The sequence below is a fragment of the Synechococcus sp. Nb3U1 genome, assembly GCF_021533835.1.
Lineage (GTDB): Bacteria > Cyanobacteriota > Cyanobacteriia > Thermostichales > Thermostichaceae > Thermostichus.
Window position 1 is genome coordinate 120570 of sequence record NZ_JAKFYQ010000002.1, and the last position, 24521, is coordinate 145090.

Annotated in this window: 21 protein-coding genes; 9 read left to right on the plus strand and 12 right to left on the minus strand. The window is 53.6% G+C overall.

Features of this window, described 5'->3' with window-relative positions:
* Positions 1–5: 5 nt before the first annotated feature.
* The 5 genes from L1047_RS11085 to L1047_RS11105 all read right to left on the minus strand — a co-directional run bounded on the left by L1047_RS11085 (position 6) and on the right by L1047_RS11105 (position 7497).
* Positions 6–1862 carry an aspartate kinase gene (locus L1047_RS11085; RefSeq protein WP_235279043.1) on the minus strand — a complete coding sequence of 619 codons (1857 nt, stop codon included), beginning with the start codon at positions 1860–1862 and terminating at the stop codon, positions 6–8.
* 47 nt (positions 1863–1909) lie between these two features.
* Complete coding sequence (locus L1047_RS11090; RefSeq protein WP_235279044.1) at positions 1910–3538, minus strand: site-2 protease family protein; 1629 nt, start codon at positions 3536–3538, stop codon at positions 1910–1912.
* A gap of 30 nt (positions 3539–3568) precedes the next feature.
* The gene (locus tag L1047_RS11095; protein WP_235279045.1) at positions 3569–3739 is read right to left on the minus strand and encodes a PCP reductase family protein; all 171 of its coding nucleotides are present in this window, start codon (positions 3737–3739) and stop codon (positions 3569–3571) included.
* A complete protein-coding gene (locus tag L1047_RS11100) occupies positions 3736–4020 on the minus strand; it encodes a DUF751 family protein (RefSeq protein WP_235279046.1) in 285 nt (94 codons plus the stop codon). Before L1047_RS11100 ends, L1047_RS11095 begins: the two co-directional genes overlap by 4 nt.
* A gap of 450 nt (positions 4021–4470) precedes the next feature.
* Complete coding sequence (locus L1047_RS11105; protein WP_235279047.1) at positions 4471–7497, minus strand: O-linked N-acetylglucosamine transferase family protein; 3027 nt, start codon at positions 7495–7497, stop codon at positions 4471–4473.
* Positions 7498–7631: 134 nt separating this feature from the next.
* On the opposite strand from L1047_RS11105, the gene L1047_RS11110 reads away from it, so the two are divergent.
* Positions 7632–8183 (plus strand): type IV pilin protein, encoded by a 552-nt coding sequence (locus L1047_RS11110; protein ID WP_235279048.1) that lies wholly within the window; start codon positions 7632–7634, stop codon positions 8181–8183.
* 57 nt (positions 8184–8240) lie between these two features.
* Here L1047_RS11110 and L1047_RS11115 read toward each other — a convergent pair whose 3' ends face one another.
* The 3 genes from L1047_RS11115 to thyD form a co-directional block, all read right to left on the minus strand.
* A complete protein-coding gene (locus L1047_RS11115) occupies positions 8241–9551 on the minus strand; it encodes a 2OG-Fe(II) oxygenase (protein ID WP_235279049.1) in 1311 nt (436 codons plus the stop codon).
* A 24-nt stretch (positions 9552–9575) separates the two neighbouring features.
* A complete protein-coding gene (locus L1047_RS11120) occupies positions 9576–10373 on the minus strand; it encodes a Uma2 family endonuclease (protein ID WP_235279050.1) in 798 nt (265 codons plus the stop codon).
* Positions 10374–10440: 67 nt separating this feature from the next.
* Complete coding sequence (gene thyD / locus L1047_RS11125) at positions 10441–11358, minus strand: thylakoid membrane protein ThyD (RefSeq protein ID WP_235279051.1); 918 nt, start codon at positions 11356–11358, stop codon at positions 10441–10443.
* A gap of 336 nt (positions 11359–11694) precedes the next feature.
* Here thyD and L1047_RS11130 point away from each other — a divergent pair, with 336 nt between their 5' ends.
* Positions 11695–13113, plus strand: coding sequence for a glycosyltransferase (locus tag L1047_RS11130; RefSeq protein ID WP_235279052.1), 1419 nt, complete (start codon positions 11695–11697; stop codon positions 13111–13113).
* Positions 13114–13116: 3 nt separating this feature from the next.
* Here L1047_RS11130 and L1047_RS11135 read toward each other — a convergent pair whose 3' ends face one another.
* Entirely contained in the window at positions 13117–13509 is a 393-nt protein-coding gene (locus L1047_RS11135) for a RidA family protein (protein ID WP_235279053.1), read from the minus strand.
* 381 nt (positions 13510–13890) lie between these two features.
* Here L1047_RS11135 and chlG point away from each other — a divergent pair, with 381 nt between their 5' ends.
* Together chlG and L1047_RS11145 are read left to right on the plus strand one after the other, a co-directional pair.
* Positions 13891–14991, plus strand: a complete 1101-nt coding sequence (gene chlG, locus L1047_RS11140; RefSeq protein WP_268836557.1) for a chlorophyll synthase ChlG — start codon at positions 13891–13893, stop codon at positions 14989–14991.
* Between the two features lie 143 nt (positions 14992–15134).
* Positions 15135–15602 carry a hypothetical protein gene (locus tag L1047_RS11145; RefSeq protein WP_235279054.1) on the plus strand — a complete coding sequence of 156 codons (468 nt, stop codon included), beginning with the start codon at positions 15135–15137 and terminating at the stop codon, positions 15600–15602.
* A gap of 18 nt (positions 15603–15620) precedes the next feature.
* Here the strand turns inward: L1047_RS11145 and L1047_RS11150 are convergent, their stop codons facing one another.
* A complete protein-coding gene (locus L1047_RS11150) occupies positions 15621–17987 on the minus strand; it encodes a putative bifunctional diguanylate cyclase/phosphodiesterase (RefSeq protein ID WP_235279055.1) in 2367 nt (788 codons plus the stop codon).
* A gap of 232 nt (positions 17988–18219) precedes the next feature.
* Positions 18220–19608, minus strand: coding sequence for an MFS transporter (locus L1047_RS11155; protein ID WP_235279056.1), 1389 nt, complete (start codon positions 19606–19608; stop codon positions 18220–18222).
* Between the two features lie 171 nt (positions 19609–19779).
* On the opposite strand from L1047_RS11155, the gene L1047_RS11160 reads away from it, so the two are divergent.
* The 3 genes from L1047_RS11160 to L1047_RS11170 all read left to right on the plus strand — a co-directional run bounded on the left by L1047_RS11160 (position 19780) and on the right by L1047_RS11170 (position 22334).
* On the plus strand, positions 19780–20136 hold the full coding sequence (locus L1047_RS11160) for a putative CRISPR-associated protein (protein ID WP_235279057.1): 357 nt from the start codon (positions 19780–19782) through the stop codon (positions 20134–20136).
* Between the two features lie 213 nt (positions 20137–20349).
* Positions 20350–20703, plus strand: a complete 354-nt coding sequence (locus L1047_RS11165) for a Uma2 family endonuclease (protein ID WP_235279058.1) — start codon at positions 20350–20352, stop codon at positions 20701–20703.
* Between the two features lie 248 nt (positions 20704–20951).
* A complete protein-coding gene (locus L1047_RS11170) occupies positions 20952–22334 on the plus strand; it encodes an FAD-binding oxidoreductase (RefSeq protein ID WP_235279059.1) in 1383 nt (460 codons plus the stop codon).
* An 88-nt stretch (positions 22335–22422) separates the two neighbouring features.
* On the opposite strand, the gene L1047_RS11175 is transcribed toward L1047_RS11170, so the two are convergent.
* Entirely contained in the window at positions 22423–23028 is a 606-nt protein-coding gene (locus L1047_RS11175; protein ID WP_235279060.1) for a glutathione S-transferase family protein, read from the minus strand.
* Between the two features lie 285 nt (positions 23029–23313).
* Here L1047_RS11175 and L1047_RS11180 point away from each other — a divergent pair, with 285 nt between their 5' ends.
* Both L1047_RS11180 and L1047_RS11185 read left to right on the plus strand, forming a co-directional pair.
* Complete coding sequence (locus tag L1047_RS11180) at positions 23314–23946, plus strand: DUF4384 domain-containing protein (RefSeq protein WP_235279061.1); 633 nt, start codon at positions 23314–23316, stop codon at positions 23944–23946.
* Between the two features lie 131 nt (positions 23947–24077).
* Positions 24078–24473, plus strand: coding sequence for a DUF4346 domain-containing protein (locus tag L1047_RS11185; protein WP_235279062.1), 396 nt, complete (start codon positions 24078–24080; stop codon positions 24471–24473).
* Positions 24474–24521 lie beyond the last annotated feature (48 nt).

Sequence of the window (24521 nt, forward strand, 5' to 3'; positions counted from 1 at the left end):
GGGGTCTAGGGTTTATCCAGCTCGAAGGTGCGGTGAATGGCCTGCAGGGCGAGGATCCCTTGTTCTCGCCGCACTACACAGCTCACCTTGATCTCGGAGGTGGCAATCATCTCGATGTTGATCCCGGCCTGAGCCAGGGTGGCAAACAGACGGGCCGCCACTCCAGGATGAGCCTCCATCTCCGCCCCGACAATGCTGACCTTGGCGATATCGTGGTCTGTGTCGATCCCGGCGGCCTGCAGCTCACGGGCCACCTGCTGACATACCGTCTCAGCGGCCACCGCCTGATCTTGGGGCACGGTAAAGGCAATGTCATTGCTGGGGATCCCGTTGTGGTAGCCCCGCTGGCTTTGGATGATCGTATCGACGATGATCCCGGCAGCCGCCAACTGCCCGAACAAATAGGCTGCCGTGCCGGGTCGATCCGGCACTTTGCGAATACCTAAACGTGATTGCTTCAGATCCAGAGCGATACCCCGTACAGGCTGGCTGTGGGGAGGAGGGGCTGGGAGAGTGCCGGGATCCCTGGGGGGCAACTCCGCCCGATGTAAGCGCGGGATCACCTGAAACGCTTCCCCCAGCGCCAGGGCGGCATCGCTGGCCCGATCGGCAGCCACCACACAGCTCACCTTCATCTCCGACATTGAGATCATCTGCAGGTTAATCCCGGCTTCTGCCAGTACCTGAAACATCTGGGCAGCAATCCCAGGCCGACCGATCATTCCCACCCCGGCGATGCTGACCTTGGCCACCGCCTCATCTACGAGCACCGCCCCACAACCCAGCTCCTGGCCGATGCGTTGGGCCACGGCTGCTGCTGTACCGGCCTGAGACTGGCTGACCGTAAAAGCAATGTCATTGGTAGGCTGAGCCGAGGCGGATGGATCGTCTGGGCTAAATTGCAGGGATTGCAGGATCAAATCCACATTCACAGCGGCGGCTGCGATCCCCTGAAAAAGCTGAGCAGCAATCCCGGGCCGATCCGGTACCCCCACCAACACCAACTTGGCCTGATCCCGATCCAACTCGACGGTATCCACTGCCAAGCCCATTTCAATGCCACCACTGCGGACGCCAGAACGCGGGGGCGGAGACACAATGAATGTGCCCAGGTTCGCCTCCTCCCCCTGCAAGGGCTGCAAACTGGAGCGTACCCGTAGCTTTACCCCATAGTTGCGGGCGATCTCCACTGAGCGGGGATGCAGCACCTGTGCCCCCAAACTGGCTAGCTCCAACATTTCGGCACTGGTGATCTCTGGCAGCAGCCTGGCTTCCGGTACCTTGCGGGGATCGGTAGTAAAAATACCGGGTACATCCGTGTAGATCTCACACAGTTGTGCCTGTAACGCCACCGCTAAGGCCACGGCCGTGGTATCGGATCCACCCCGACCTAGGGTGGTAATCTCCAGCTCCGTCGGGCTGGTAATGCCCTGAAACCCGGCCACCACCACCACTTCTCCCCGTTCCAAGTGGTGCTGTAGGCGTTCGGTGTTGATCTCCAAGATGCGAGCGCGAGTGTGATCCCGCGTGGTAACAATGCCCACCTGCGCCGCCGTCATGGAGAGGGCAGCACACCCCCACTGCTGCAGAGCGAGGGCCAGCAGGGCAATGCTCACCTGTTCCCCGGTGGACAGAAGCATATCCCACTCCCGCTGTTGGCTCGGGGTAGTTGGGGATCCCTGTAGGATCTGCTCCGCCAGATCCACCAGGCGATCGGTTTCATCCCCCATCGCCGAAACCACCACCACCACTCGGTGTCCCTGCTCTACCGTATGGGCCACCCGCCTGGCCACCGCCCGAATCCGTTCGATGGAGCCGACAGACGTTCCACCGTATTTTTGGACAATCAGGCTGGACTTCATGACAACCGGGTACCCCATCAAGACGTGGTGAGGATCCTACCCCGGATTTAGGCCAAGCCAAGCCAAGTCTGTAAAAAAGGCGGCACCGGCAACAGGATCAGCACCAGCAACGTCAGCGCTCCCAACCCCAACAGATCGCGCACCTCATCTAATTCCGTCACATCGTTGAGGGCAGGCTCATCGGCGCTGGAAATCACAAACAACAACAGTGCCCACAACAACAGCCAGGGCTGCACCGTCAAGGCCAGCAACAGCACCAGCCAGCGGGCCACTCGACCGACATTGGCCCCCATCTGCTGCCCATACACCGCATGCACAATATGGCCCCCATCCAGTTGGCCCACCGGCATCAAGTTAAAAGCAATCACCACCAACCCTAGCCAGCCGGCAAAGGCCAGCGGATGCAAATCGATCACCTGCCCCGGCCCCAACTGATCCCAGAGCACGATGCGGGAGAGGATCCCGAGCAACACCGACAGACGGGGATCAATTTGATGAAAACTAATCGGGGTGGGTTGCCCTTCTGGCACGGCAGGGGCAGTCTGAGGTTCAGAAAAAAACAACCCCAGCAGCAACATCGTCAAGGCGACAACACTGCCTGCCAAAGGCCCAGAAATGCCGATATCGAACAACACCTTGCGATTGGGCACCGGCTCTTTCAACTGGATAAAGGCCCCGAAGGTTCCCAACACAAACGGCACCGGGATGAAATAGGGCAGGGAGGTTTTGATGTTGTGGCGGCGGGCCACCCAGTAGCGGATCCACTCATGGGATCCCAAAATGGCGATGATCGCCAGAGCGTAGGGTAACCCCTTCATCAGTGAAGGCAGGTGCAACAACTGGTCGGAACTAACCCCGGCAGCTTGGGCCCCGGCACTCAGGGTTGTCCAGAAGGTAAACAGCAGTAGCCCCACCGCCAAGATCGGCAGATCGCCATTGCCCGTCAAAGAGCGCCGCGCCGCCGGGTTGGGCACCAAGGCAAAAAAGGGTTTACCAGCAAACCCCTCCTGTAGCACCAGCAGAAAGCGATTGCCAAAGGTGGTTTCCACATTCTGCTGCACCCGCTCGTAGGCTTCGCTGGGATCCGCCCGCAAGTTGCCCCGACAGATGATTGCCTGCGGACGGTACTCCACGTTTTGCAGATAAAAGACATTCCAGGGGAAGCAATTGCTCAGCTTTTCCCGGGGCACATCTGAAATGGGGGTATGGGCAAGGGCCGCAACGATGGGATCCGTTGGAGCATCTGCATCTGCGTCTTCCGGTTCGGGGTTGCTTTCAGAGGTTAACTCGGGATCCCTGTCTTCTTTTGAAGCCTCTCCTAAAGAGCCTAAAGAGATTTCTGACTCTGACTTAGGGCCTGCTACCGGGGGGCGAATACGTCCACGGCGCACCAGGGTCATGCTGGTGAAGTAGGAGGTGAGAAACAGTACCAACATCACCAGAGGCGGCATTTCGTACTGGAAGACCTGACGCCCCAGCACCCACACCAAGGGCGGCATCATCATCACCAGCCACAGGATCCGCCACGGCACCTTCGAGAGGCGGGCCACACTTTTTTGGAGCAGCAGGTAAGTTGCAGAACCCACCAGTGCCAAGAGGATCCAATCTGCCATGAGTTGCAAAAAGAAGGGAATAAGGGAGAATACCTCTACCAAGCTAGCGACAAATCCAATCACCCTGCTACGGCTCTCTCAAAGCAGCGCCTCTCAAGACCCAAATTTCTGCTTGGCCTGTTCGTACACCTCCACGGTGATTTGTTGGATCCCGGATTCTTGGGCAAATTTTTCAATTTTTTTACGGGCGGCGGGGCGCACAAAAAAAGGGATCTCTTTAAGGCGAGCTTCCGCTTCCGGAGTCCATTGCACCGCTTCGCTCATGAGAGACCCCCTGAGGGGTTACCCCAACGCAATATCCATCCCGGCAAAAAAGTATCGCCCGTCATGCCCCGCAAGGTGAAATAGACAAACAACAGCAGCAAAAGGCTTCCTAGGGTCACCATTGTCCCTGCCATCGGACTTTTGCGATACAGATTCACAAACGGCTGTAGACCAGCCCAGATCCCTCCCAGCAAGACCGTGACAAAGTAGATGGGATAGCGGGAGACATTCTCCACAAATTGATCTTCTAGTTTGCGGGGGGGCTGCGGTTGCGGCGGCATAGAGGAAAGAAACCCGACTTCTCCTCAGTTTGCCACAAGTGCGGGATCCCTGGGGAAATACCCTGTGTAAAGGCTGCTATGACTACGGGGTTTGGGACTAGCCATCCTCAGGGAATTGCCAACGAATCAAGCAGCGAATTCATCGAGCAACACATTAAAGCGAGCATCAGTTTCCACCTGACGTTGGCGCAATTCCGAAATTTCAGTTGAATGATCAATTTTCCCAGCTAGTGGATGCACAGCCCCGGTTTCAAGCGCAACTTGGGGATTTGGCCTGTCTGTTCCGTGAAAAGTCAAAGTTACAGGAACAGCGGGTTGCAGAACTAGAGGCCAGAGCTAACAGACTGGATGAGCAGGTGGAGCAGCTGGAAATGTTGTTTGAGAATTGGATCTAGAGACAATATTTATAGGCTCCACAAACAGAGTGAACGAGAGTGAATGCTGATCTATTTACTTGATTGCAATCACATTGAGGCTAATCAACTCTCCAAAGACAACGATCTCACTACAATCATCGAATAAATTGAATCGATCGACCTTGCGGATGATTCTAAATCCTACCTGACTGAGAAGCATAAATAAATGCTCCCAAGATAAACCCACTTTATGAAAATCATACTCATCTACTTGCCCGCCAAACATCATTCGCATAATGACAAAGCGTTGAGCAGGCGTGATTCCCTCTTTTAAGTAAAGGCGGCAGAGGGTAGGTAAGTCTGGAACACTAATCATTAGTTGTCCACCAAACTTAAGGGTGCGGTGCCATTCTTTGAGGACTTTAGGTAACTCTTGCGTGTAATCAAAGTGCTCTAGGGTGTGGGAAGTATAGATGGCCTCGAGGGTATTATCTGGAAATTGACTGAGATCAATGGCATTGCCAACATAATCTACATTTTCGCCCGATTGGATATTAAATATCTTCCAGTCTGGGTGCGGTTCTTTTCCACCAATGTGTAGACGTATGGTTTCAGATACGATCTTCGCAGGATCTAGATCCTCCTTTATTGAATCTAGATTAGGTACTTGCTCAATCAATTCACGCTTGTATGCCAAATCAAAACATGTCTTCTCCATTGCCTTTGCTAGTCGCTTCGGATCCCAGATCACCGACTTGTCATAGGAATCTCGAATGGTTTGTTTGGCTTTCGCCAAGCGCTCCGGATTGTTACCCAATTGGATACCGCGTTGGATAAATTCTTCGATAGACCAGGTGATGCAGTCGTCAAGGCCCACGTTTTTGAGCAAGCTATAACTCATGCGGCCATAGTAGTGGCGACCCACTAACGTAAGCACAGGCACACCCATGTAGAGAGCTTCGATGGTGTGAGTAGCTCCTGTGTAGGGGAACGTATCTAGCACAAGGTCAACCAACCCCAATTGACCCCGGTGTTCTTCCACGCTTTTTGTGTTTTCTAGAAAACGCACCCGATCCGAAACATTAAAGTCTTTGGCTCTGGCTTGATAACGACTAATCACTGTGGTGATTTCACCTGCTCCTTTGACAATCAAAATACCATTGGAAACCTGCTGGAGTATTTTCAGATGAGCATCCAAACATTCTGGAGTGCGCTTGTAGGCATTGGCAGCAGTCAGAAACACAATATGATAGGGCTCTATTCTAAGTTTTGATTTAAACTCAACCTCATCAGCAGCAATAACATCCAACTGTTCTATCGCACAATAACTGGGCAATCGGATAATTTCTTCATGATAGTCAGCCTGAGCATCTTCCGGCAAAATATACGGATCTGCGAAGAAATAATCGAACTCTGGCAAGCCGACAGCATCACCCCCTAGCCAGCCAATTTGAATGGGGGCAGCTCGAAGAGCCGCTACAATATTGGCATCATGACTGGTAAGAGAATCCATGAAGATCATGATATCAATGTGATCCTCACGAGCCTGAGCAGCTACTTGTGGAGCCGATGTATTTTCAGGAAAAAATCGAAAATAAAGATTATCTTGGACGCAGAATCTTTGATAAATGACATCGCGTGAGGCTATTTCCTCTGTCTTCCAACCTTGATAGTAGTAATAGGAAATATCCAAATGTTCACGAGATATATTCTTCAAAGTAGCTTCGCTCAAAAAACCAACAGAATGTCTTTGAAAGCAGTTACCCAAGAACCCTACTCTCAATTTTTTCTTGGCTGATGCACTCATCTGGTATTCTTGCTTGTTTTTTTGCCAATACTCCGACCAGAGAAAACTTCTTTGAGATGCCATTAAGCTCATGCAATCATTAAAGATTTTTCCTCCCAGCTGTTGATAGGAACGAATCAAAGAACGATCATCACTGAGATAGCTCCAGCAAAAGCAAACTCTGAACAAAATGGCTTTGGCGATTGTCAGGCTATCAACCATATTCTCGTCGCTGACTTCAAGAGATCTCAAGGGCAGCGAAGAAAGTATATCAATAATCTTTCGAATCACGAAGTCAATTCGTTCTGGTTGGGCAGCATGAATAAGTTTTTCTAGGGATTCTGACAAAAGTGATAGATGAAGTGTAAAATTCTCTTTAGCTTGGTCAACAGCAGTCAACAAGGCTTCGCCGAGAATGGAGTAGGCATCACTCGTAGATTTTTGGAAAAGGGCTCGAGCGGACTTATTAAAGAAATCACTAACAAGATCTTCTATAGCCCATAATCCTTCATAGCTTCCAAGTCGTGGCGGATCCATAACAGCAGCTAGCTGGGCCAGCAGTGCCGCGAAGCCAGATTTTTGAGCTTCTAGTAAAAGCGGTTGTAGAGCAGTGCCAATTTCAAAAAATAGATCTTGGTACCCTGCATCTAAAAGTTGAGTCAGCAGTTGAATAAGCAGGGGTTCTTGATAAAAATCGATGGGATCTAATTTACTTAAATTGGCCAAACTGTCGAGCAGGGCCTGACCGTAAAGCATGACAGCCATTTCGTCTTCTGTTCGCAAGGCGAGGATTATTAAGACTTGTATGTTGTCTCGTTGAATTGGATCCAGTTCAAAAGCCATTTCCCGCAGTTGCAAACAAACTTGAAAGCGTTGCTCAGGATGACGAGTTGGACTATTTTCTAGACGATTGACAAGAGAGAGCAGAAGCTCTAGAACCTTTTCTCTGGGGAGGATCCCTGCTTCAATCAGAGGCGTGTAGAGTAGATAAGCGGGGCGCAACTGATTGGAGATCAGGATTTGTTGTAGTGCCGATAAAGTTAATGCGATTTGATCGGATTGACGATCTGGATCACAGGGCTGATAGAAAGATGGAAGCTCTTCTGCTGGAGGGAGATCATAAAGGCTATGAAGAAATTTCCCCCAAGTCTCTGGCTCGTGCTTCTGGTAGGCAGCAATTATCCAACTTCCGAAAGCATCGGGCCGCTGGTTGAGGAGGTTTTTGCCTTCGGTGATCAAAGCAAGGGGAGGGATATAAGCTGTTGTGTCCATGCAGGAGAAGGGGGGAGAGGAAACCGTGAGCTTAATCTGACACGTTTGACCTGAATCAGCCAAGCCACTGGCGACTTCCTCGAAGATCCGCAACTATGCGTAGGCTATCGCTGATATGAAGCCCCCCTGGTGTGGGTAAGTTAGGTCTGGCAGGTAAGCTGCAAAGTTCATTCACAAGTTACTGAAGGATTTACACAATGAGCGCGAAGACTCGTCAATCTCTGCTGCGGGCCAAGTTGGCTCGGCAGATCCTCTCCGGAGCCAAAGGTTTCACCCTGATTGAGTTGCTGGTGGTGATCGTGATCGTGGGCGTGCTGTCTGCGGTGGCGATTCCTCAGTTCTTGAACCAAGTGCGCCGTTCTCGTACTGCTGAGGCCCAAGCCGCTCTGACTGCCGTAGGACGGGGCTCTGAAGCCTATCGATTGGATACCACTCAGTATCCAGATAATTACACTAGAATCGAGTACGGTTGTCCCTCTTCCACTGACGTAGACTCCTGCGGTGCTAATGGGGATAAGTTCATGAATGATCCTTGGAGCGCCCCTAATTATGATGATCCTGTAGCCAGTGATATCAATAGTGTGGCTCCCCAAGGTATGCGCTGGGATACTACTGCTAACGCAGCCAAAACCCAGTTTATTAACTCTTCTGGTAACCCTATTCAGTGCACCATTGGATTGGGCTCCCGTGAGTCTGTTGTGGTTACTGAGGCGACCTTCGTGGGCAAGAGCTGCAACGTGTTCGACTAATCCCTAAAGCAGCATCAAGTTTATTTTTATGCTCCCTATGGGGAGCTTTTTTGTTTGTCACTTTATGCCGAGCCAGGTATTGATGGTAAAGCGGCTATCCGCAAAAGATTGTGTGGGACTAAAGACTGGCAAGATTTCATGTAGGCAACTGCTGGGGAAAAAGACCATGCTATTGTTGATGGGCTCAACTTCCTCAAAAGCACCCTGGATTAGGGGGGGATTGGGCTTTATTCTTTGGGTATCGTAAATGCGTAACTCCCCGCCTCTATAAGGCTTGGGATCCTTGTGGAAATAGTAGACACAACTGACCTGACGAAAAGCGGTTTGTGGGTAGGCGTTATCGGTGTGGGCGGTAAAGTAGCAGCCATCATAGCTGGCAATCATCTCGATCTCGAAGATCTGGATATCAAACGTTTCGATGCCTAGCTCGGCAAAGATTTGCGGGGCAACAGCGGCAATTTTCTCTCTCACCAGGGATCCATACTCCTGAAAATGGGCAAAATCGAGTCGCAGGGAACGGCGGAACTTGAGCGATTCAGCTTCGGTGTTGTTTTTTGTGTAGCTTTTGGAGGAGATAAACTGCTCTTGACAGGTAAGGGCATTTTCCAAAATCGCTTGGTTCACCTCGGTGGGCAGAAAGTCATCCAGCCTAATGTATTTACAAGGGTAAAACCGAGCCGGTTCAGGAGGATGCGGCTGAGCAAACGTGAGGGATCCGGGGCTAGCAGCCAACAGGGATCCGGGGGCTACGGCTTGGATCTGGGTAAGATCTTGCTCGGTTAAACCCTTGTGTCGAGAGTTCCAAGTGAGTAGGTGAATGCCCTGACCCAAATGGGGCAAAACGTTCTGTAAATGAAAACAGGGATCCACCCCCATTAAATCCAGGTTGGCTTGGACAAGGGATCCCCATTGGCAGTGGTTGACGATGTAAAGGGCCATCTCAGAAAAAAACTGCCGCAGGAGCAAAGATTGCAGCAAATGGGTGCGGTAATCGGTAAGGATAGCGCTGTAACAAATGCCGATTTGGGTATCCGGAAACAGTTGGTTTAGCTCTGCCAAAAGCATGGGGATGGAACCTTCCAACAGAAGAACCCGATCTTCTAGGCCCCGTTTGGCGATTTGGGTTTGGATATCTGCAATACTTGCCGGGTTGTGGGATGGATTCTGAAGGGGATCCTGCAAAATCACCGCTAGCTTGTCGGGATGATCCGGCATGACCGCCAGCAGCTTTGAGGGATCCACCCATCCAATCTGGCAAAAGATCTCGTCAGGGTGTAGGTGGGCTAGGGCCCGATCGAGGAGATCCGCAAGGTCTTGAGGTTGCGCCAGCGCCTGGGTGAGATCCTGAATAAACTCTTTGCACTGCATAGGAAGGGATCCCTAGTCTTTTCCCTAGCTTAGGGTACCCAGATCCACCCCCAGTTCCCGAAGCTTTTGAGCCAGGCGTTCGGCGCGTTGCTCGGCGGTTTCCGCCCGTTGCCGTTCTTGTTCCGCCCGTTGTCGTTCTTGTTCCGCCCGTTGCCGTTCCTGTTCCGCCGATTGCCGCTCCTCTTCTGCTTCTGTGGGTAGCAACTCTCCCGATTCAGTGGCCCACCGGATCCAGGTGGTCTCGATGCCTCGAAAGCTCCCTTGCCACTTCACCAAATACAGCCCCAGTGTCTCACTCTTCAACCTCCCCTGCCCATCCGGCTCAATTGGCTCATACCGACTCCCCAGCAGGCGAAACCCTGCCCAATCTTCTGGCGCAAAAGGATCAAACCAAAAGTACTCCGGCACCCGAATGGTTTGTTCGTAGAGCTTCTTTTTATGGGTCTTATCGGATTGGGCGGTGCTCTGAGAAAGCAGCTCAATCACCACATCCGGCCCTTTGCCTTGTTCCCAGATCACCCAACTTTTGCGTTCCCCTTTGGGTACCCCCAGCACCACAAAATAGTCGGGGCCTTTAAAATCTCGAACACGGGATTGTTCCAGGCTGTAGTAAAGGAACATGTTGCCACTGACAAAGCCATCTGATCGTTTTTGCAGCCAAGCTTCGGTGATGGTGATTAGCAGATCCATTTGACATTTGTGCCGCCAGGTTTCCATGGGCACTCCGTCGTCGTAGGGTAGCTCATCTTGGGTGGGGGGTAGCTCTGGCAGATAGGCTTCCTCCAGCAAGGGATTCGGCGAATTAACAACAGGGGTGCTCATGGTGGGTGCTCCTTGAGATCCATTTGGGAGATCCATTTGGGGTTCTTCTAGCCTAGCGATGGCGGATTTACGGGATCAGAATTTGCCGTAGGGCCTCTTTTAGGTGCGGGTATTGAAAGGTAAAGCCCGCCTCTAGGGCTGCTTGAGGAAGGACTCTTTGCCCGGTGAGTACCACCTGAGCGGCTTCTCCCAAGAGTAGTTCTAGGGCGAGTTCGGGGACGGGCAACCAGGAGGGACGAGCTAAGACCTGGCCCAAGGTTTGGCAAAACTCTTCCATTCGCACCGGATTGGGGGCTGTGCCATTGAAGATGCCGGATCCCTGCTTGAGCAGGAAACAAACCAGGCTCACAAAGTCCTCGCGGTGGATCCAGGAGAGCCATTGCTTGCCAGAGCCAATCGTTCCGCCGATGAAGAGCTGAAAAGGGGCTAACATCTGCCCTAGCGCTCCCCCATCCGGCCCCAACACAATACCCGTGCGTACAATGGCCAGACGGATCCCGAGATCCTGAACGGGCCGGGCGGCAGCCTCCCAGGCTTGACAGACTGTGGCTAGAAAATCCTGGGCAGGAGGGGCGGTTTCCGGCAAGGGATCCGCTTCGGGATGGGATCCGTAGTAGCCCACGGCTGAACTGCTCACCATCACCTGCGGCTTTTGGGTAAGGGAGGCAATGGCCTGTACCAACGCCTGGGTCGTTTCCACACGGCTGCGGCGGATTTCTTTTTTCTTGGCTTCTGTCCAACGGGAGGCGGCTAGGGGTTCGCCCGCCAAATTGACGATGCCCTCATAGCCTTCGAGAGCGGTAGCCCAAGTTTCGGGTTGATAGGGATCGTATTGGAGCAGCTTGAGGTTGGCGGGATCCCCTAATGTCCGGCGGGCTGGCACAAGATTGCGGGTTAAGACCAAAACCTGATCCCCTCGCTCTAGTAGGCGAGCGACCAAGCGGCGCCCGACAAAACCACTTCCGCCCGTAATGGCAATGCGCATGATGTGGATCCCTTTGTTTGTCCCTTATTTGACCTTACTTGAGAGTTGAGAATAGACTCACCCACCCTCTAGGCTAGCGTTTTTGCAGCTTTTGCAAGGGTTGTGAGTTCAGCTCTTCTGTGAAGCCCTGGAAAGATCGCAAGCATCCTGCATCAAAATCTTCTAATTTTTTCTAATCTTTTCTGAATATCTTGAATATCTTGCTCCGCATACTTTATACAGTTTCTTGAGCGTCCTGTTCTTCCCTCTGCAAAACATCTGCGAACGATCTGTCAACCATTTACCCATGAACCCTTATGATCAAAAGCTGAGCTAGTGCAACAGAACAGGGATCCCTTGCCAGAGTTTAGCCACCCCCTACATTATTGGCGGCACAAAAACCGCTACTACCACGAGGATCTAGAGCGGCTGCATCGATTCTTCGTTCCTCCCGGCCTGCGCATTCTGGAGATTGGTTCTGGCACGGGATCCCTACTCAATGCCCTTCAGCCCAGCGTGGGAGTGGGGATCGACCGGGATGCCGAGATCGTCGCTCAAGCTCAGGTGGAGTTTCCCCACCTGCATTTTCGGGTACAAGATGCCCATAGCCTAGACCATCTGGAGCATGATCCCGTTTTGGCGGATCCCTTTGATGTTATTTTGCTTACTAATACTCTGGGCAGCTTGACGGACATTCAGCAGGTTTTACAGCAGCTGCGCCGCTTTTGTAGCCCCCGTACCCGTTTGATCCTCTCCCACCACAATCCTCTTTGGGAACCGATCCTGGCCCTAGCCACCACCCTCAAACAACGCATGCCTTTGCCCACGACCAACTGGCTCTCGGCGGCGGATGTGGCCAATCTCCTGCACCTGGCGGGTTATGAGGTCATTCAGCAGGGTAAGCGGCTGTTGTTGCCCCGTCGGATCCCAGTCCTTTCGGCGGTGGTTAACCAAGGGATCGCTCCACTGCCAGGGATCAATGCCCTCTGTTTGACGGAATATACGATTGCTCGATTGCAACCTGCTGCCGACTGGGATCCCCCTGCTAACCAGCAACCCTCCTGTACGGTGGTGATCCCGGCTCGGAACGAAGCCGGCAATATTCGCCCTTGTGTGGAGCGGTTACCCCCAATGGGATCCCACACCGAGATCATCTTTGTGGAGGGTCATTCCAGCGACGAGACGTGGGCGGAGATCCAACGGGTTCAGGCTGAATATCAAGGGATCCGCGATATCCGGGGCTTGCAGCAGGAGGGCAAAGGAAAAGGGGATGCGGTGCGCAAGGGGTTTGCCGCCGCCACAGGTGATGTGTTGATCATTCTCGATGCCGATTTGACTGTGCAGGCGGAGGATATGACCAAGTTTTTCTGGGCGGTGGCCTCCGGTCGTTGTGATTTTGCCAATGGCTGTCGGCTGATCTACCCCCTCAAGCCGGAGTCAATGCCTCGGCTGAACCAGTGGGCCAATCGCTTTTTCGCCGCCCTGCTCTCCTACATTCTTGGCATCCGCATCAAAGACTCCCTCTGCGGAACCAAGGCCCTGCGGCGGAAGGATTATCTAGAGATTGCCAAGCTGCGCCAAGAATGGGGTGACTTTGATCCGTTTGGGGATTTTGATCTGCTACTGGGATCCGCCCAGCGCAGTCTGAAGATTCTGGATATTCCGGTGCGCTATTTCCCGAGAACCTATGGCCGCTCCAATATCCAACACGTGCGGGATGGTTTGCGGCTGTTGCAAATCTGTGGCTTTGCCCTGAAGCACTTTAAGGGGTATTGAACACTACTCCGACACGATGGCGCTAACTTCAATTTCCACCCAAAACTCCGGGCTAGCCAAGGCGCTCACCTGCACCATCGTCGAGGCAGGGCGAATTTCCCCGAACACCTCTCCATGGGCGCGTCCCACCCCCTCAAAATAGGCCATGTTCGTTACGTAAATGCGGGTACGCACCACATCCGCCAGCTCGGCCCCCACCTGCTTGAGGGCTCGCTCAATCTTGCTCAAAATAAAGCGGGTTTGCCCATAGGGATCCCCGGATCCCACCACTTGTCCGTGCTCATCTGCGGCCACGGTGCCCGCCACTTCCACCACAGCTCCCACCCGGATTGCCCGCGAATAACCGACAAACTTCTCCCAGGGGGTGCCAGTCGAGATGAGGGTGCGGTCGGTCATGGGATCCCATCCAGAAGGAAAAACGAAAATTCGGCCCTATCAGAACCCTTCAGGTAGCCCTGACAGGGGTTTGGCCCAAGGGATTCAGATCAAAGTCTTCTAGAAACCATTCTCGCGCCGATTCGGTCTTGGGGTGATGCGGATCTGGGAACCCCTCTAGAATTTCTGCTTACAGCTTTTGCCAGCGTCACCTGATACAGCAGATTCAGGTCAATCCCTTGCTCTATAAGTTTTTTTGCCTAGCTCAAGAACCTGCGTGAAGTCAAGAAAGGCTGTATCTCCCAACTCTCCGACACTCTGCTTCCGTTTGAGGAATCGGGAAAGATAGCCCAGAATAGGGGAGGTTATCCCAGTTGTTGAATTTTTATTGCGCACCCCACCATGAGCGAAAGTACCCCTCAAGATCCATCCTTGCCGGAAATGGCGGCCGAAATAGCCTTTGCCACAGGTTCTGCTGAAGATCCCAGTTTAGAAGGTTCAGCTTCAGCTCCTCCTCTAGAAGAAACTACCCCAGAGTCTCAGGCCAGCAAGGGATCCAAACGGGCCCGACAACTGTTGGGTATGAAAGGGGCGGAAGTAGAATCACGCTCCATTTGGCAACTGCACCTGCAATTGATGAAGCCGGTGACTTGGATCCCGTTGGTGTGGGGGTTAATCCCAGGCGCAGCATCCTCCGGCCACTTCACCTGGACTTGGGAAAATGTCGGTTTGATCTTAGTGGGTATGATCCTGGCTGGCCCGCTGATGACGGGCTACACCCAGACGGTGAACGAATACTACGACCGCGAGATCGATGCCATCAACGAACCCTACCGACCCATCCCATCTGGGGCAATCTCCTTGGGGCGGGTGATCGCGCAGATCTGGGTATTACTGATTTTAGGGGTGGGGCTAGCCTATGGATTGGATTGGTACACAGGCCATGACTTCCCGGTGATCACCTGCATTGCCCTAGGGGGATCCCTGGTGGCCTACATCTACTCGGCCCCGCCCCTGAAGCTGAAACGAAATGGCTGGCTGGGCAACTATGCCCTCGGGGCCAGCTACATCGCCCTGCCCTGGTGGACGGGACATGCCCTGTTTGGGGAGTTGAACTGGACAGTCTGTGCCCTCACCCTGATCTACAGCTTGGCCGGTCTGGGCATTGCCGTGGTCAATGATTTCAAAAGTATCGAGGGCGACAAGCAATTTGGTTTGGCCTCACTGCCCGTTATGTTTGGGGCGATGGGGGCCGCTTGGATCTCGGTGCTAATGATTGACTTATTCCAGTTCAGCATGGCTTCTTTTTTGGTGGGGGCGGGCATGCAACTGTACGCGGCGATTTTGGTGCTGTTGATCATCCCGCAAATCACCTTTCAAGATATGTATTTCCTAAGGGATCCCCTCAAGAACGACGTGAAATATCAGGCCAGTGCGCAGCCCTTTTTGGTGTTGGGAATGCTGGTGGTCGGATTGGCGCTGGGGCGCTCGGGTCTCTGGTAGAGGGCCAAGGAGAAAGTGCCCATCTTCGCAGCAGCAGTGACGGCTTCCGCCCTGGTTTACCTCTGGTGTACAGGCCAAGATCAAATCATCAGACGCTTCATGATGAAAGAACAGTTACTGCTCCTGGCAGAAGGAGACCCCTGATGAAGACCTTGACCAACACCCTCTCCCCTACTATTAAGGCCGGCTGTGCCACCCTGGCTTTGCTCTTGGGCTTGGTGGCCACCCCGACTGCGGAGGCGCAGCGGATCATCATCGATGGGCGCGGCATTCAGGTGGAACCGAGCACCGGCGGGTCTGTTATCCTCAATCCCGGCAATCCCGGGTTTCCTGCGGGGGCACGCTTTCGCATTGATGAGGCAGGCAATGTGGTCTCTGCCCCAGGTTACCGCTGTAGTGCTGCCACAGCGGCTGCCGATGCCCCGATCATCTGCCGTTCCCGGTTCAACCGCAACGATGTGGTGGTCTATCGTCGCGATCGCCAATCCAACACCTTTTTTGTGAATACTGACAATACGGTGGCTCAACCCTCTGGCAGTGGCATTCGCATTCTGCCCAACTCCGGAACGGTGCCCCCCTCCGGTAGCGGCATTCGCATCATCCGGGATTGAAAGTCGGGATCCCGTTAGCTACCCCAGTTGTGTGCGCAGCAGGTCTTCAGCATCCGCTGGTTGGAGAGGCTTGGCGAAGAAATAGCCCTGCCCATACTCGCAGTTCAGTAACTGAATCAAATGCAGTTGCTGTACGGTTTCGATCCCCTCGGCAACCACATCCATGCCCAAGCTATGAGCCAGGGTGATAATCATGCGAATGGTCTCGGCATTTTCGCCGTTCGGCCCCATGCGGGCAATGAAGGAGCGATCGATTTTCAGGGTATCAATAGGATAATCATGCAAGCGGCTGAGGGAGGAGTAGCCGGTGCCAAAATCATCAATACTGATTAGCACCCCCAATTTGCGCAGTTGAGCCAGTTGCTCCACAACCTCCCCATTCGATTCAGTGATCAGGCTTTCGGTAATTTCCAGCTTCAGGCAACTGGGATCCAAATCAGCATTGGACAGGAGCCGGGCGATAAACTCCACCAGCCCGGGCTGAGAAAACTGCTTGCCCGAGAGGTTCACACTCAGGGTCACCGCCGCCCTTTTGCCCATTTGAGCTAGCCAGCGCACATTTTGCCAATAGGCTTCCTGAAGAATCCAGCGATCCAATTGCACAATTAGCCCCGTCTCTTCAGCAATGGGGATGAACTCAGCAGGAGAGATCAGCCCCCGTTCCGGGTGTTCCCAGCGCAGAAGGGCCTCAAACCCGACGATTCGACCGGTACTCAGTTGCACAATCGGCTGGTAATACACCCGAAATTGCTCCTGCCGGAGGGCTTGGCGAATCTGGGTTTCCATTTGCAGCCGTTGCAGAGCCCGTTGCCGCATCACCTCATCATAAACAGCGTACTGAGCCTTACCGCGGGACTTTGCCCAAGACAAAGCTGTATCAGCATTGCGGATCAACTCCTCTGGCGTGATGATGTATCCACTCCCCTGATGCAACTCATGCAAGTCTCGGCTGATGGCGATGCCGATGCTGGCGCTCAGATGCACTGGCACCGTTTGTCCCTTGATCTCGAAGGGGTTGGCGAAGGCGGCGAGCACCCGTTGGGCCACATGCAGAGCATCTTCGATCCCTTGCACGTACTCCAGCAAAATGGTGAATTCATCACCGCCAAAGCGGGCTAGGGTCTCGCTGCTGTCCAAACAACTGGATAGGCGCTGGCTGATCTCCACCAACAGGTAATCGCCAACACGGTGTCCAAGGCTATCGTTAATCACCTTGAAGCCATCCAAATCCAAAAACAGCACGGCCAAGAGAGCCTGTTGCTCCTTCATCCGCTGCATCGCTTGCTTCAGCTTGGCCACAAAAGAGGGTTGGTTGGGCAGTTGCGTGAGGGGATCCAGAGAAGCAGCCCTACGCAATTGGGCTTCCAGTCGTTTGCGCTCACTGATCTCCTGCACGATTAAGCACAGCAAAGAGCGCTGGCCCAACACCAAATTGCTGGCGCTCACGGAGACATCCACCGTGGTACCATCCTGCCGCCAATACTGTTGCTCGCTGTTGCCCTCCAGGATGTGCAGGAGGTTGCCTTGAATTTCGGTGTGACGGGCATCGTCTAAAGAGTCCAGATGGGGTACCACTAGATCTTTCAAAGTGAGGCTGGCAGCCTCTGCCCAGGAGTAGCCCAGTAGGGTTTCAAAAGCCGGGTTCACCTCCAAAATGCGCTGAGTTTCCGGATCCACTAACATGACCGTGGGCAAAGCTTTGGCCAAAATGCCCCGATAGCGCTCCTCTTGTTTCCGGATCCGCTGCAGATCCGCCTGACTCAGCCACCCAGCCGCCACCAACAGCATCCCCACCCCAGCCCAAACCCAGGGCAGATGAGGAAAAGGCCGTGAAGAGTTGAGTTGCACCACCCATTCGTTGATTTGAGCGGGATCCGCCTCATCCTCTGCGACAGGAACTCTCTGCAATAGAGCGAAGCTAGCCAGGGTTTGAGCATCCAGCCGTTCGACGAGAATCGGGATCCCGGCAACACTCTCGATGCCCTGCGCAAGATTCCGTTGGCTTAGGCGGGCCGTCCTATCCTGATGTTGGGGCTCCAGACTCCTGAGGGGGTAGATCTGCACCGCAGTAGCAACATCTGTGGGTTCTATCTCGCTTGATAAGGGATCCCGCGAAGCCAGGAGAGAGTCGATGATCTTTGTGGGCAAATCCTGGCTCGATGGGGAGGACTGTGCTTCCTGGGGAAAGACTCGGGGTATGGGCAGGGGATCCCGAACTTCTCCAGGACGGGTGGAGGTCGAAACGCTATCCGGGGGTTCAGGTAAGGACTCTACCGCTGCCTGCCAAAGGAACTGTTGCAAAGCTTGCCGAGCTTGGACTGTCTCCAGCCTATAGAGATATAGCTGGCTCAAGACGGCGAGGATCCCGTAGCCCAGCAGCCCCAAACCCCAACCAAGTGACGGCAGTGACACCCTGAAGAGGGAGGGAGATTCTACACGAATGGTTTGGGCAAACTTGACAGAAGCCCCGAGGGCACAGAGCACACTCAACCTCACTGCTACCTGAAATGGCGGTAGATGAACTAGCCCATGTTAAACAGACTACACAGGATCTGTACTGTCATCTTAGTGGAGCCTTCTGTAGAAACCGTAGCCTCTTTTGCTGAAAATCGGTAGTTTATGAGGATTTTTCTGGATTAAGTCGGGATTTTTGCCGGTTTTCTTCCAATTCCGCCAAGATCTGCTGATGCTGCTGCCGAGTAATGGGATAGAACCACACCAACAGGATCCCCCCTACCAAAGATACGGCTGGCAAAGGTCCAATGGCAAAGCGAATAGCCAGTAGGGCTGACTCCGGTTGAATGGGGGGAGCCTCTCCCGCCACATAGGAGATAAATCCGGCTAGATCCAACGCCTGCCCAACAAAAAACAGCCCCAAGGCTAGACCCACCTTTTGCAACAGCACCATAAAGGCATAAAAGATCCCCTCCCGGCGCTCTCCGGTTTCCAACTCATCCAGATCGATCACATCCGGGATCATCGACCAAGGCCCCAAGTAAGCAGTAGCCGATACCCCTACCCCGGCAATGAGGGCTAGCACAATCATGATCCCCGATTGTCCGGGTTGCAAAAAAAATAAGCCCGCTTGTGAAATCAACCAAAACCCCGCCCCAATCAAATACATGGTGCGTTTGCCCAGATGAGCACTCAGTTGCGTCCACATAAACAGGGTCAGTACCGCGATCCCCTGTACCGCCAACACTGTCAAGGAAATCCACACCTCCGGCAAGCCCATCCAAAAGACGATGAAGTAAGGAATGATCGTGGCAGTGAACTGAAAGGTTAGCCAAGAACAGAGATAAATCCCAATCACAAATAGATAAGGGCGATTGCGAAAGGCCACCCGCATTTGTTGCGCCAAGGGCAAGGGATCCCGTTCCGACTGATACCGTTCCCGCACCCCCCAGAAGCAGAGCAGTAATGGCAGAGAGGAGATCAGCGCAAAGCAAGTTCCTGCCAGCATATAGCCTGCGCTGCGATCCGGTAGCAAATTATAGAGCAAAGGAAATAACACCACTGCCACAATGCTGCCGCCAATGGAGAAAGCAAAACGGAATTGATTGAGCTGCATGCGCTCGTCATAGTCTTGGGTCAGCTCCGGGGTGAGAGAGGCATAGGGAATATTGGCGGCAGAGTAAAAGGTGTTAAACAGCAACGACACCAGCAGGTAGTAGGCAAACAGCGCACCGATCCGGCCTGGAAACGGGATCCACCACTGGGCCAAAAAGGTGAGACCAAAAGGGATGGCCGCGAATAGTAACCAGGGGCGGCGGCGTCCCCAACGGGTGCGGGTACGGTCGCTGAGAATGCCGATCACCGGATCATTGATGGCATCCCAGAAGCGGGTGATGGCGTAGATGCTTCCCGCTAAGCCCGCCGCCATGCCGACGGTATTGGTGAGAAAAGGCAACAGGAAAAAGACCAAAATGTTGGCCGTCATACCCGTGCCCAGATCTCCAACTCCATAGGCAAGCTTGGTCCACAGGCTGAGTCGTTGTTCGGTCATAGTGCCCTGTTGCTGGAAGACCTGGCTCCCAGTGTAAGGGTAGACGGAAAAAATCATGACCACTCTCTACCTCACAGAACCCGGAACGGTTGTTCAGTGCCGCAACCAGGCTCTGCTCATCTACCTGGTATCAACTATGACCTGGATGAGAAGGGATCCTCACTGGAGCGAATGGCTCAACTTTTGGAAAACTTGATTGACAACGCCAAGGGATATATCACGTTTGCTGCCACCGGCGGACTCAAAGCCCAGACTATGATCATGGCCCTAGTGGGCAATCAACTGGGGATCCCAGTCTGCTACATCCATGAGCAATACAAATTTCTGCTCTATCTACCCTATCTTCAAGAAAGCACTCAACAGAGAATCATTCGAGCAAACCTACCTGATTCCGGCAGAGATCGATCAGATGTTATTCAAGTCCAAACCAGAAAAGCACATCATCGTCCCCTCACTTGGCCCAAAGTGGAAAAGTTGCTGGAGGACACCCCCTGGGTCGATCTCATCCGGTATGATTCCCGAGCCTAGGCTGCCTCCAAAAATGCCCTTAAGTCCTCCCCGCGAAAACACCTGACGGACGGCATATTTTGTGGATCCATCTCCACGAGAGCGAAGACACCCATATGGCGGTTATGGTGGAGACCACTGGGTATACTCCTGATCACCTGGAACAAGCTGCTGCTGAGTTGCGAGAACGTCTGGGTCGGCTGCTCTAAAGAATCCTAGTCTTTGAGGTGCGCTATGATTGCTGCCCACCGCTTTACCTCCTCAGATCTGGCTCTGATGCCGGACGATGGCAAACGCTACGAAGTCATTGATGGAGAGTTGTATGTGACCCATCAACCCAGTTGGCAACATCAGTATGCTGCCAGTCGTATCTATCGATTTTTGGATGAATGGAGCGATAACACTGGCCTAGGAATGGCCAATATGGTACCGGAACTGATCTTTGCTGAAGATGATGATGTCGCTCCGGATGTGGTCTGGATTAGCCATAGCCGCTTCATTCAGGATGCCCTGACTGAATTGGTGGGTTCGTCTCAGGTTCCAGAAGCGCCTCAACTCCCTACCCAGCCGGATGAATGGTTTTTGTAAGCTTCAGGGATCAAGAGGAGAACAATTGCTGAATTCTCGGCTCCTTCGGAGGGGCATCCTCGGTTGTGTGGACTTCATCCCTTGCAAATTCAGGTGAGATCAATCCCACAGAAGTAACTGATACAACACTTTCAGATGCTAAGACTCCTTATCGTACAACTGTTAGGGATCCGTTTGAGCTAGGCCCTCCCTCCTGCTGGGGGTAGGTAGCTCTGAGCGCCTCATTAACTATTGGGAGTCAAGCCACCATGACCGTTGCTCTCCATCGGCCTTCAACTTGGGCAGCCTTCCAAGCCGAATTGGAGGGGATCTCGATCATCACAGATCCGACCCAAGTGGCCAAACTCTCTCAAGACTGGAGCCTCTTCAGCCCGATCCTGACGGCTAAGCTCTCAGAGAAGCGGGCGGATTTGGTGGTTTGCCCCACCGATTTACAGCAAGTTTTACGAGTTGCCAAAGCTTGTGTCCAACATCGGATCCCGCTCACCCTGCGTGGCACTGGCACTGGTAATTATGGGCAGGCAGTTCCTCTCTATGGTGGCATTGTCTTGGATCTATCACGGATGCAGCGCCTGTGTTGGATCAAGGCCGGTTCTGCTCGTGTTGAGGCTGGAGTAAAACCCCTAACCTTGGATAAAAAAGCAAAAGAAATGGGATGGGAAATGCGCATGATCCCTTCCACCTTCCGAACTGCAACCATGGGGGGGTTTGTGGCCGGGGGAAGCGGTGGTATTGGCGGCATTCAGTTCAGTGGTTTGTCAGCTCGGGGCAATGTCTTGGCAGTTCAAGTCGTCACTCTGGAAGATGAACCCCAGGTGGTGGAGCTACGTGGCGATGCCTTGCGGGGTGTGAATCATGGCTGGGGCCTAAACGGCATTGTTACGGAAGTGGAGGTGCCTCTGGCTCCTGCTTATCCTTGGGCAGAGTGGATCGTTAGCTTCACGGATTTTGAGTCGTTGCTGCGCTTTTCCCAAGCGCTAGCGGATAGTGATGGCATCATCAAGAAATTGATCAGTGGTCATGCCTGGCCAATCCCAGGTTACTTCACTGCCCTGAAAAGCTCGATCCCCGAGGGATCCCATTGTGTGTTGATCCTGGTGGCAGAACCCTCCATCGAGCCGTTGCAAGAACTGGCGCAGGAATGGGGTGGCCGGGTGTGCTATTCCAAAACCCCTCAAGAAGCCAGCAAAGGGCTGACCCTAGCAGAATTTGCCATTAACCACACCACGCTACATGCACGAGCCGCCAACCCTAATCTGACCTACATTGCTGCCCGCTTCCCTCGGGGTGAGGCCGGGATCCAGGCTGCCGTGCAGGTGCATGAGCATTTTCAGCGACCCCAAGGATCGGAAGTCATGTTGCACCTCGAGTTTTTCCGGGGCAATGGCGCCGCTGGATTCTCGTCGTTGGAGTTGGTGGAGTTTTCCACAGCGGAGCGACTAGAGGAGATCAAAGCCTATCAACGTACCCTTGGGATCACCTTCTCCAATAACCACAGCCACTACATTGAGGATGGGATGCGAGCTTCGGTGCAAGATGTGCTGGAGTTAAAGCATTGGATGGATCCCTATGGACTCATGAATCCGGGGAAAACCCGCTTGGTGGGATCTTGCTTGACCGATGGCGGATGAACCTGAACGTACGATTCTCGACCCAGGAACTTCGCTTCGACATTCTGCGCTATGGGGTATGACCACGGGTTGAGTCCTTGTCCTGAGCTTAGGCTCCCGGCAGGGGGAAGAAATGGTCAGTTGCTTTCACCCGTTGACACCAGGCCTGTAGGTTAGGGAAGGGCTTGAGGTCGAACCCGCCCTGCTCCGCCACATGGGTGTAGGTGAAAAGAGCCACATCGGCAATGGTGTACCGCTCGCCCACAAAAAAGGTTTTCCCTTCCAGATAGGCATCCATAATCTGTAGGGCATCGGTGCCGGACTTGAGATTTTGTTCGATCAAGCTGGCATTCGCTTCAGCTTTACCGGCACGCACCCAAAACCGGGTGATAGCAATGTAGCGAGCGATGCGGGTTTGCTCAAAGAACAGCCATTTCAAAATCTCAGCCCGTTCCAGCTGGGTTTGGCCATACATCGGGGTGCCTTCCGCCAAGTAAACCAGGATCGCGGCAGATTCTGCCAAAACAGTTCCGGTTTCCAGCTCCAAGGCCGGGATCTGTCCAAAGGGATTCTTGGCCAAGTACTCTGGTAGACGGTTCTCGCCTTCTCTGGAATTGACGAGCACCACTTCATAAGGGATCCCCAATTGTTGGAGGAGCAGCTCCACTTTATAGTAATTCCCAGAAGTCGGGATCCCGTACAGTCGCAAAGTCATGAGTGCCTAAGCTGTGGCGATGGTCTGAGTTGGGCCCGGATCCCGCTTGGATCCCTTGTATTTGCAGTTTAGCCCTTCCTAGTCCTGTCTTGGCCTGAAGACTCATGCCTTTGAATCTCAATGGGCTCGGGGTGCTCCTGTGGGTTCAGCGGCTTTTCCCCATTGGAGCTGCCATCTGCAGTATGGGAAACTGCTGGAGCGGGCGATGTGACATTGCGCGAAGCCTGAGCCTCCTAACCCATGCCACTTCCTAAGATGAACGTAGCAATTGATCCGGTGTGGACCATGAACGCCAAACTTCTGTTTCTGCCGCTGGCCCTGGGGTTGTCTATGGCTCCGGCCACAGCCGTTTTTCCACAAACTTTGGGCATCTATCCGTCTCTGCAGAGGCTACAAGTGGCCGATACCCGTCAGTTGGATATCGGCACCCGCTCCATTATCGTCAACCCGGTGCCTTCCGACCTGAGTGTGAATCTGGAGCTGGATCGGCGCGGCTCCAACCCGATTTATCGTGCTGGCGAGCCGATTCGCATCAGCCTCAGCACTAACCGCGATGCCTACGTTTACTTGTTTAGCGTACAGGCGGATGGCCGCATTAACTTGATCTTGCCCAACCGCCTATCGGGGGGGAATGAGTTTTTGCGGGCTGGAGAAGTGCGTAGCTTTCCGCCGCCCGGAGCCCGTTACCAGTTGACCATCGCTCCGCCTTTCGGCCAAGCACAAGTGTTGGCAGTAGCAGCCCCTCGCCCTCTCAATATCCAGGAAATTGCCTCCTTTGAGCGGGGTGGACAGTTTGCCGATGTGCGCGTCCAGGGATCCCAGTTTGCCGATGCGATTGCCCGTGCCATTGTCGTAGAAGAGATCCCCTCCAACCAGTGGGTGACCAGCACCAGGTTCTATCGGGTTGCTCCTCGCTAGAAGTTGAATCCGAGTCTGGATGCGGATACAGAGGGTAAACACCCCGCTGAGGGAGTTTAATCTGCCACAATGAAAACAGTGGAAAGTAGCCTCGATTACGCTTCTCTGTCCTGTCTCTTGTCAGCAGCTCCATGCCCACTTCCCTCCCACCTTTGAGCGATCAGATTCGCAGCATTGATGAGCATCTCTCCCGCCGACCCCTTAATCTGGATCCGGCGGGCTACTTTATCATCTATCTGGATCGGGAGCGACACCTGATTTGTGCCAAGCACTTCAGCACCGTGATCAACGAACAGGGGCTGGCCACCGATCCACAAACGGGAGCTGTGATCCCTGCCCGAGGCTCTGTGAATCGCGCTCCAGAGCGTGTCTTTGTTGGGCGCACTGCCAAGGAACTGTGTGTGCAACTTTTTGAAAAAGAAACGGAAGTTGTGGTTTCACAACTGAGCCATGCCGCCTACTTGGGGCGGGAATTTCAACGGGCGGAAGCGGCTCTCATTGACGGCAGCGAATACATCCAAGACTAAATCGGGATCCATACACCAATCTGCCCGAAGGCCCATTGGCAGCCCGTC

What these genes read in the sequence shown, in the direction of transcription:
- L1047_RS11145 (WP_235279054.1), top strand. Translation starts at nt 15,135, where the DNA reads ATGAAGACCTTGACCAACACCCTCTCCCCTACTATTAAGGCCGGCTGT.
- L1047_RS11110 (WP_235279048.1), top strand. Translation starts at nt 7,632, where the DNA reads ATGAGCGCGAAGACTCGTCAATCTCTGCTGCGGGCCAAGTTGGCTCGG.
- L1047_RS11160 (WP_235279057.1), top strand. Translation starts at nt 19,780, where the DNA reads ATGGCTCAACTTTTGGAAAACTTGATTGACAACGCCAAGGGATATATC.
- L1047_RS11095 (WP_235279045.1), bottom strand. Translation starts at nt 3,739, where the DNA reads ATGAGCGAAGCGGTGCAATGGACTCCGGAAGCGGAAGCTCGCCTTAAA.
- L1047_RS11185 (WP_235279062.1), top strand. Translation starts at nt 24,078, where the DNA reads ATGCCCACTTCCCTCCCACCTTTGAGCGATCAGATTCGCAGCATTGAT.
- L1047_RS11175 (WP_235279060.1), bottom strand. Translation starts at nt 23,028, where the DNA reads ATGACTTTGCGACTGTACGGGATCCCGACTTCTGGGAATTACTATAAA.
- chlG (WP_268836557.1), top strand. Translation starts at nt 13,891, where the DNA reads ATGAGCGAAAGTACCCCTCAAGATCCATCCTTGCCGGAAATGGCGGCC.
- L1047_RS11120 (WP_235279050.1), bottom strand. Translation starts at nt 10,373, where the DNA reads ATGAGCACCCCTGTTGTTAATTCGCCGAATCCCTTGCTGGAGGAAGCC.
- L1047_RS11155 (WP_235279056.1), bottom strand. Translation starts at nt 19,608, where the DNA reads ATGACCGAACAACGACTCAGCCTGTGGACCAAGCTTGCCTATGGAGTT.
- L1047_RS11115 (WP_235279049.1), bottom strand. Translation starts at nt 9,551, where the DNA reads ATGCAGTGCAAAGAGTTTATTCAGGATCTCACCCAGGCGCTGGCGCAA.
- L1047_RS11085 (WP_235279043.1), bottom strand. Translation starts at nt 1,862, where the DNA reads ATGAAGTCCAGCCTGATTGTCCAAAAATACGGTGGAACGTCTGTCGGC.
- thyD (WP_235279051.1), bottom strand. Translation starts at nt 11,358, where the DNA reads ATGCGCATTGCCATTACGGGCGGAAGTGGTTTTGTCGGGCGCCGCTTG.
- L1047_RS11100 (WP_235279046.1), bottom strand. Translation starts at nt 4,020, where the DNA reads ATGCCGCCGCAACCGCAGCCCCCCCGCAAACTAGAAGATCAATTTGTG.
- L1047_RS11170 (WP_235279059.1), top strand. Translation starts at nt 20,952, where the DNA reads ATGACCGTTGCTCTCCATCGGCCTTCAACTTGGGCAGCCTTCCAAGCC.
- L1047_RS11135 (WP_235279053.1), bottom strand. Translation starts at nt 13,509, where the DNA reads ATGACCGACCGCACCCTCATCTCGACTGGCACCCCCTGGGAGAAGTTT.
- L1047_RS11165 (WP_235279058.1), top strand. Translation starts at nt 20,350, where the DNA reads ATGATTGCTGCCCACCGCTTTACCTCCTCAGATCTGGCTCTGATGCCG.
- L1047_RS11180 (WP_235279061.1), top strand. Translation starts at nt 23,314, where the DNA reads ATGAACGCCAAACTTCTGTTTCTGCCGCTGGCCCTGGGGTTGTCTATG.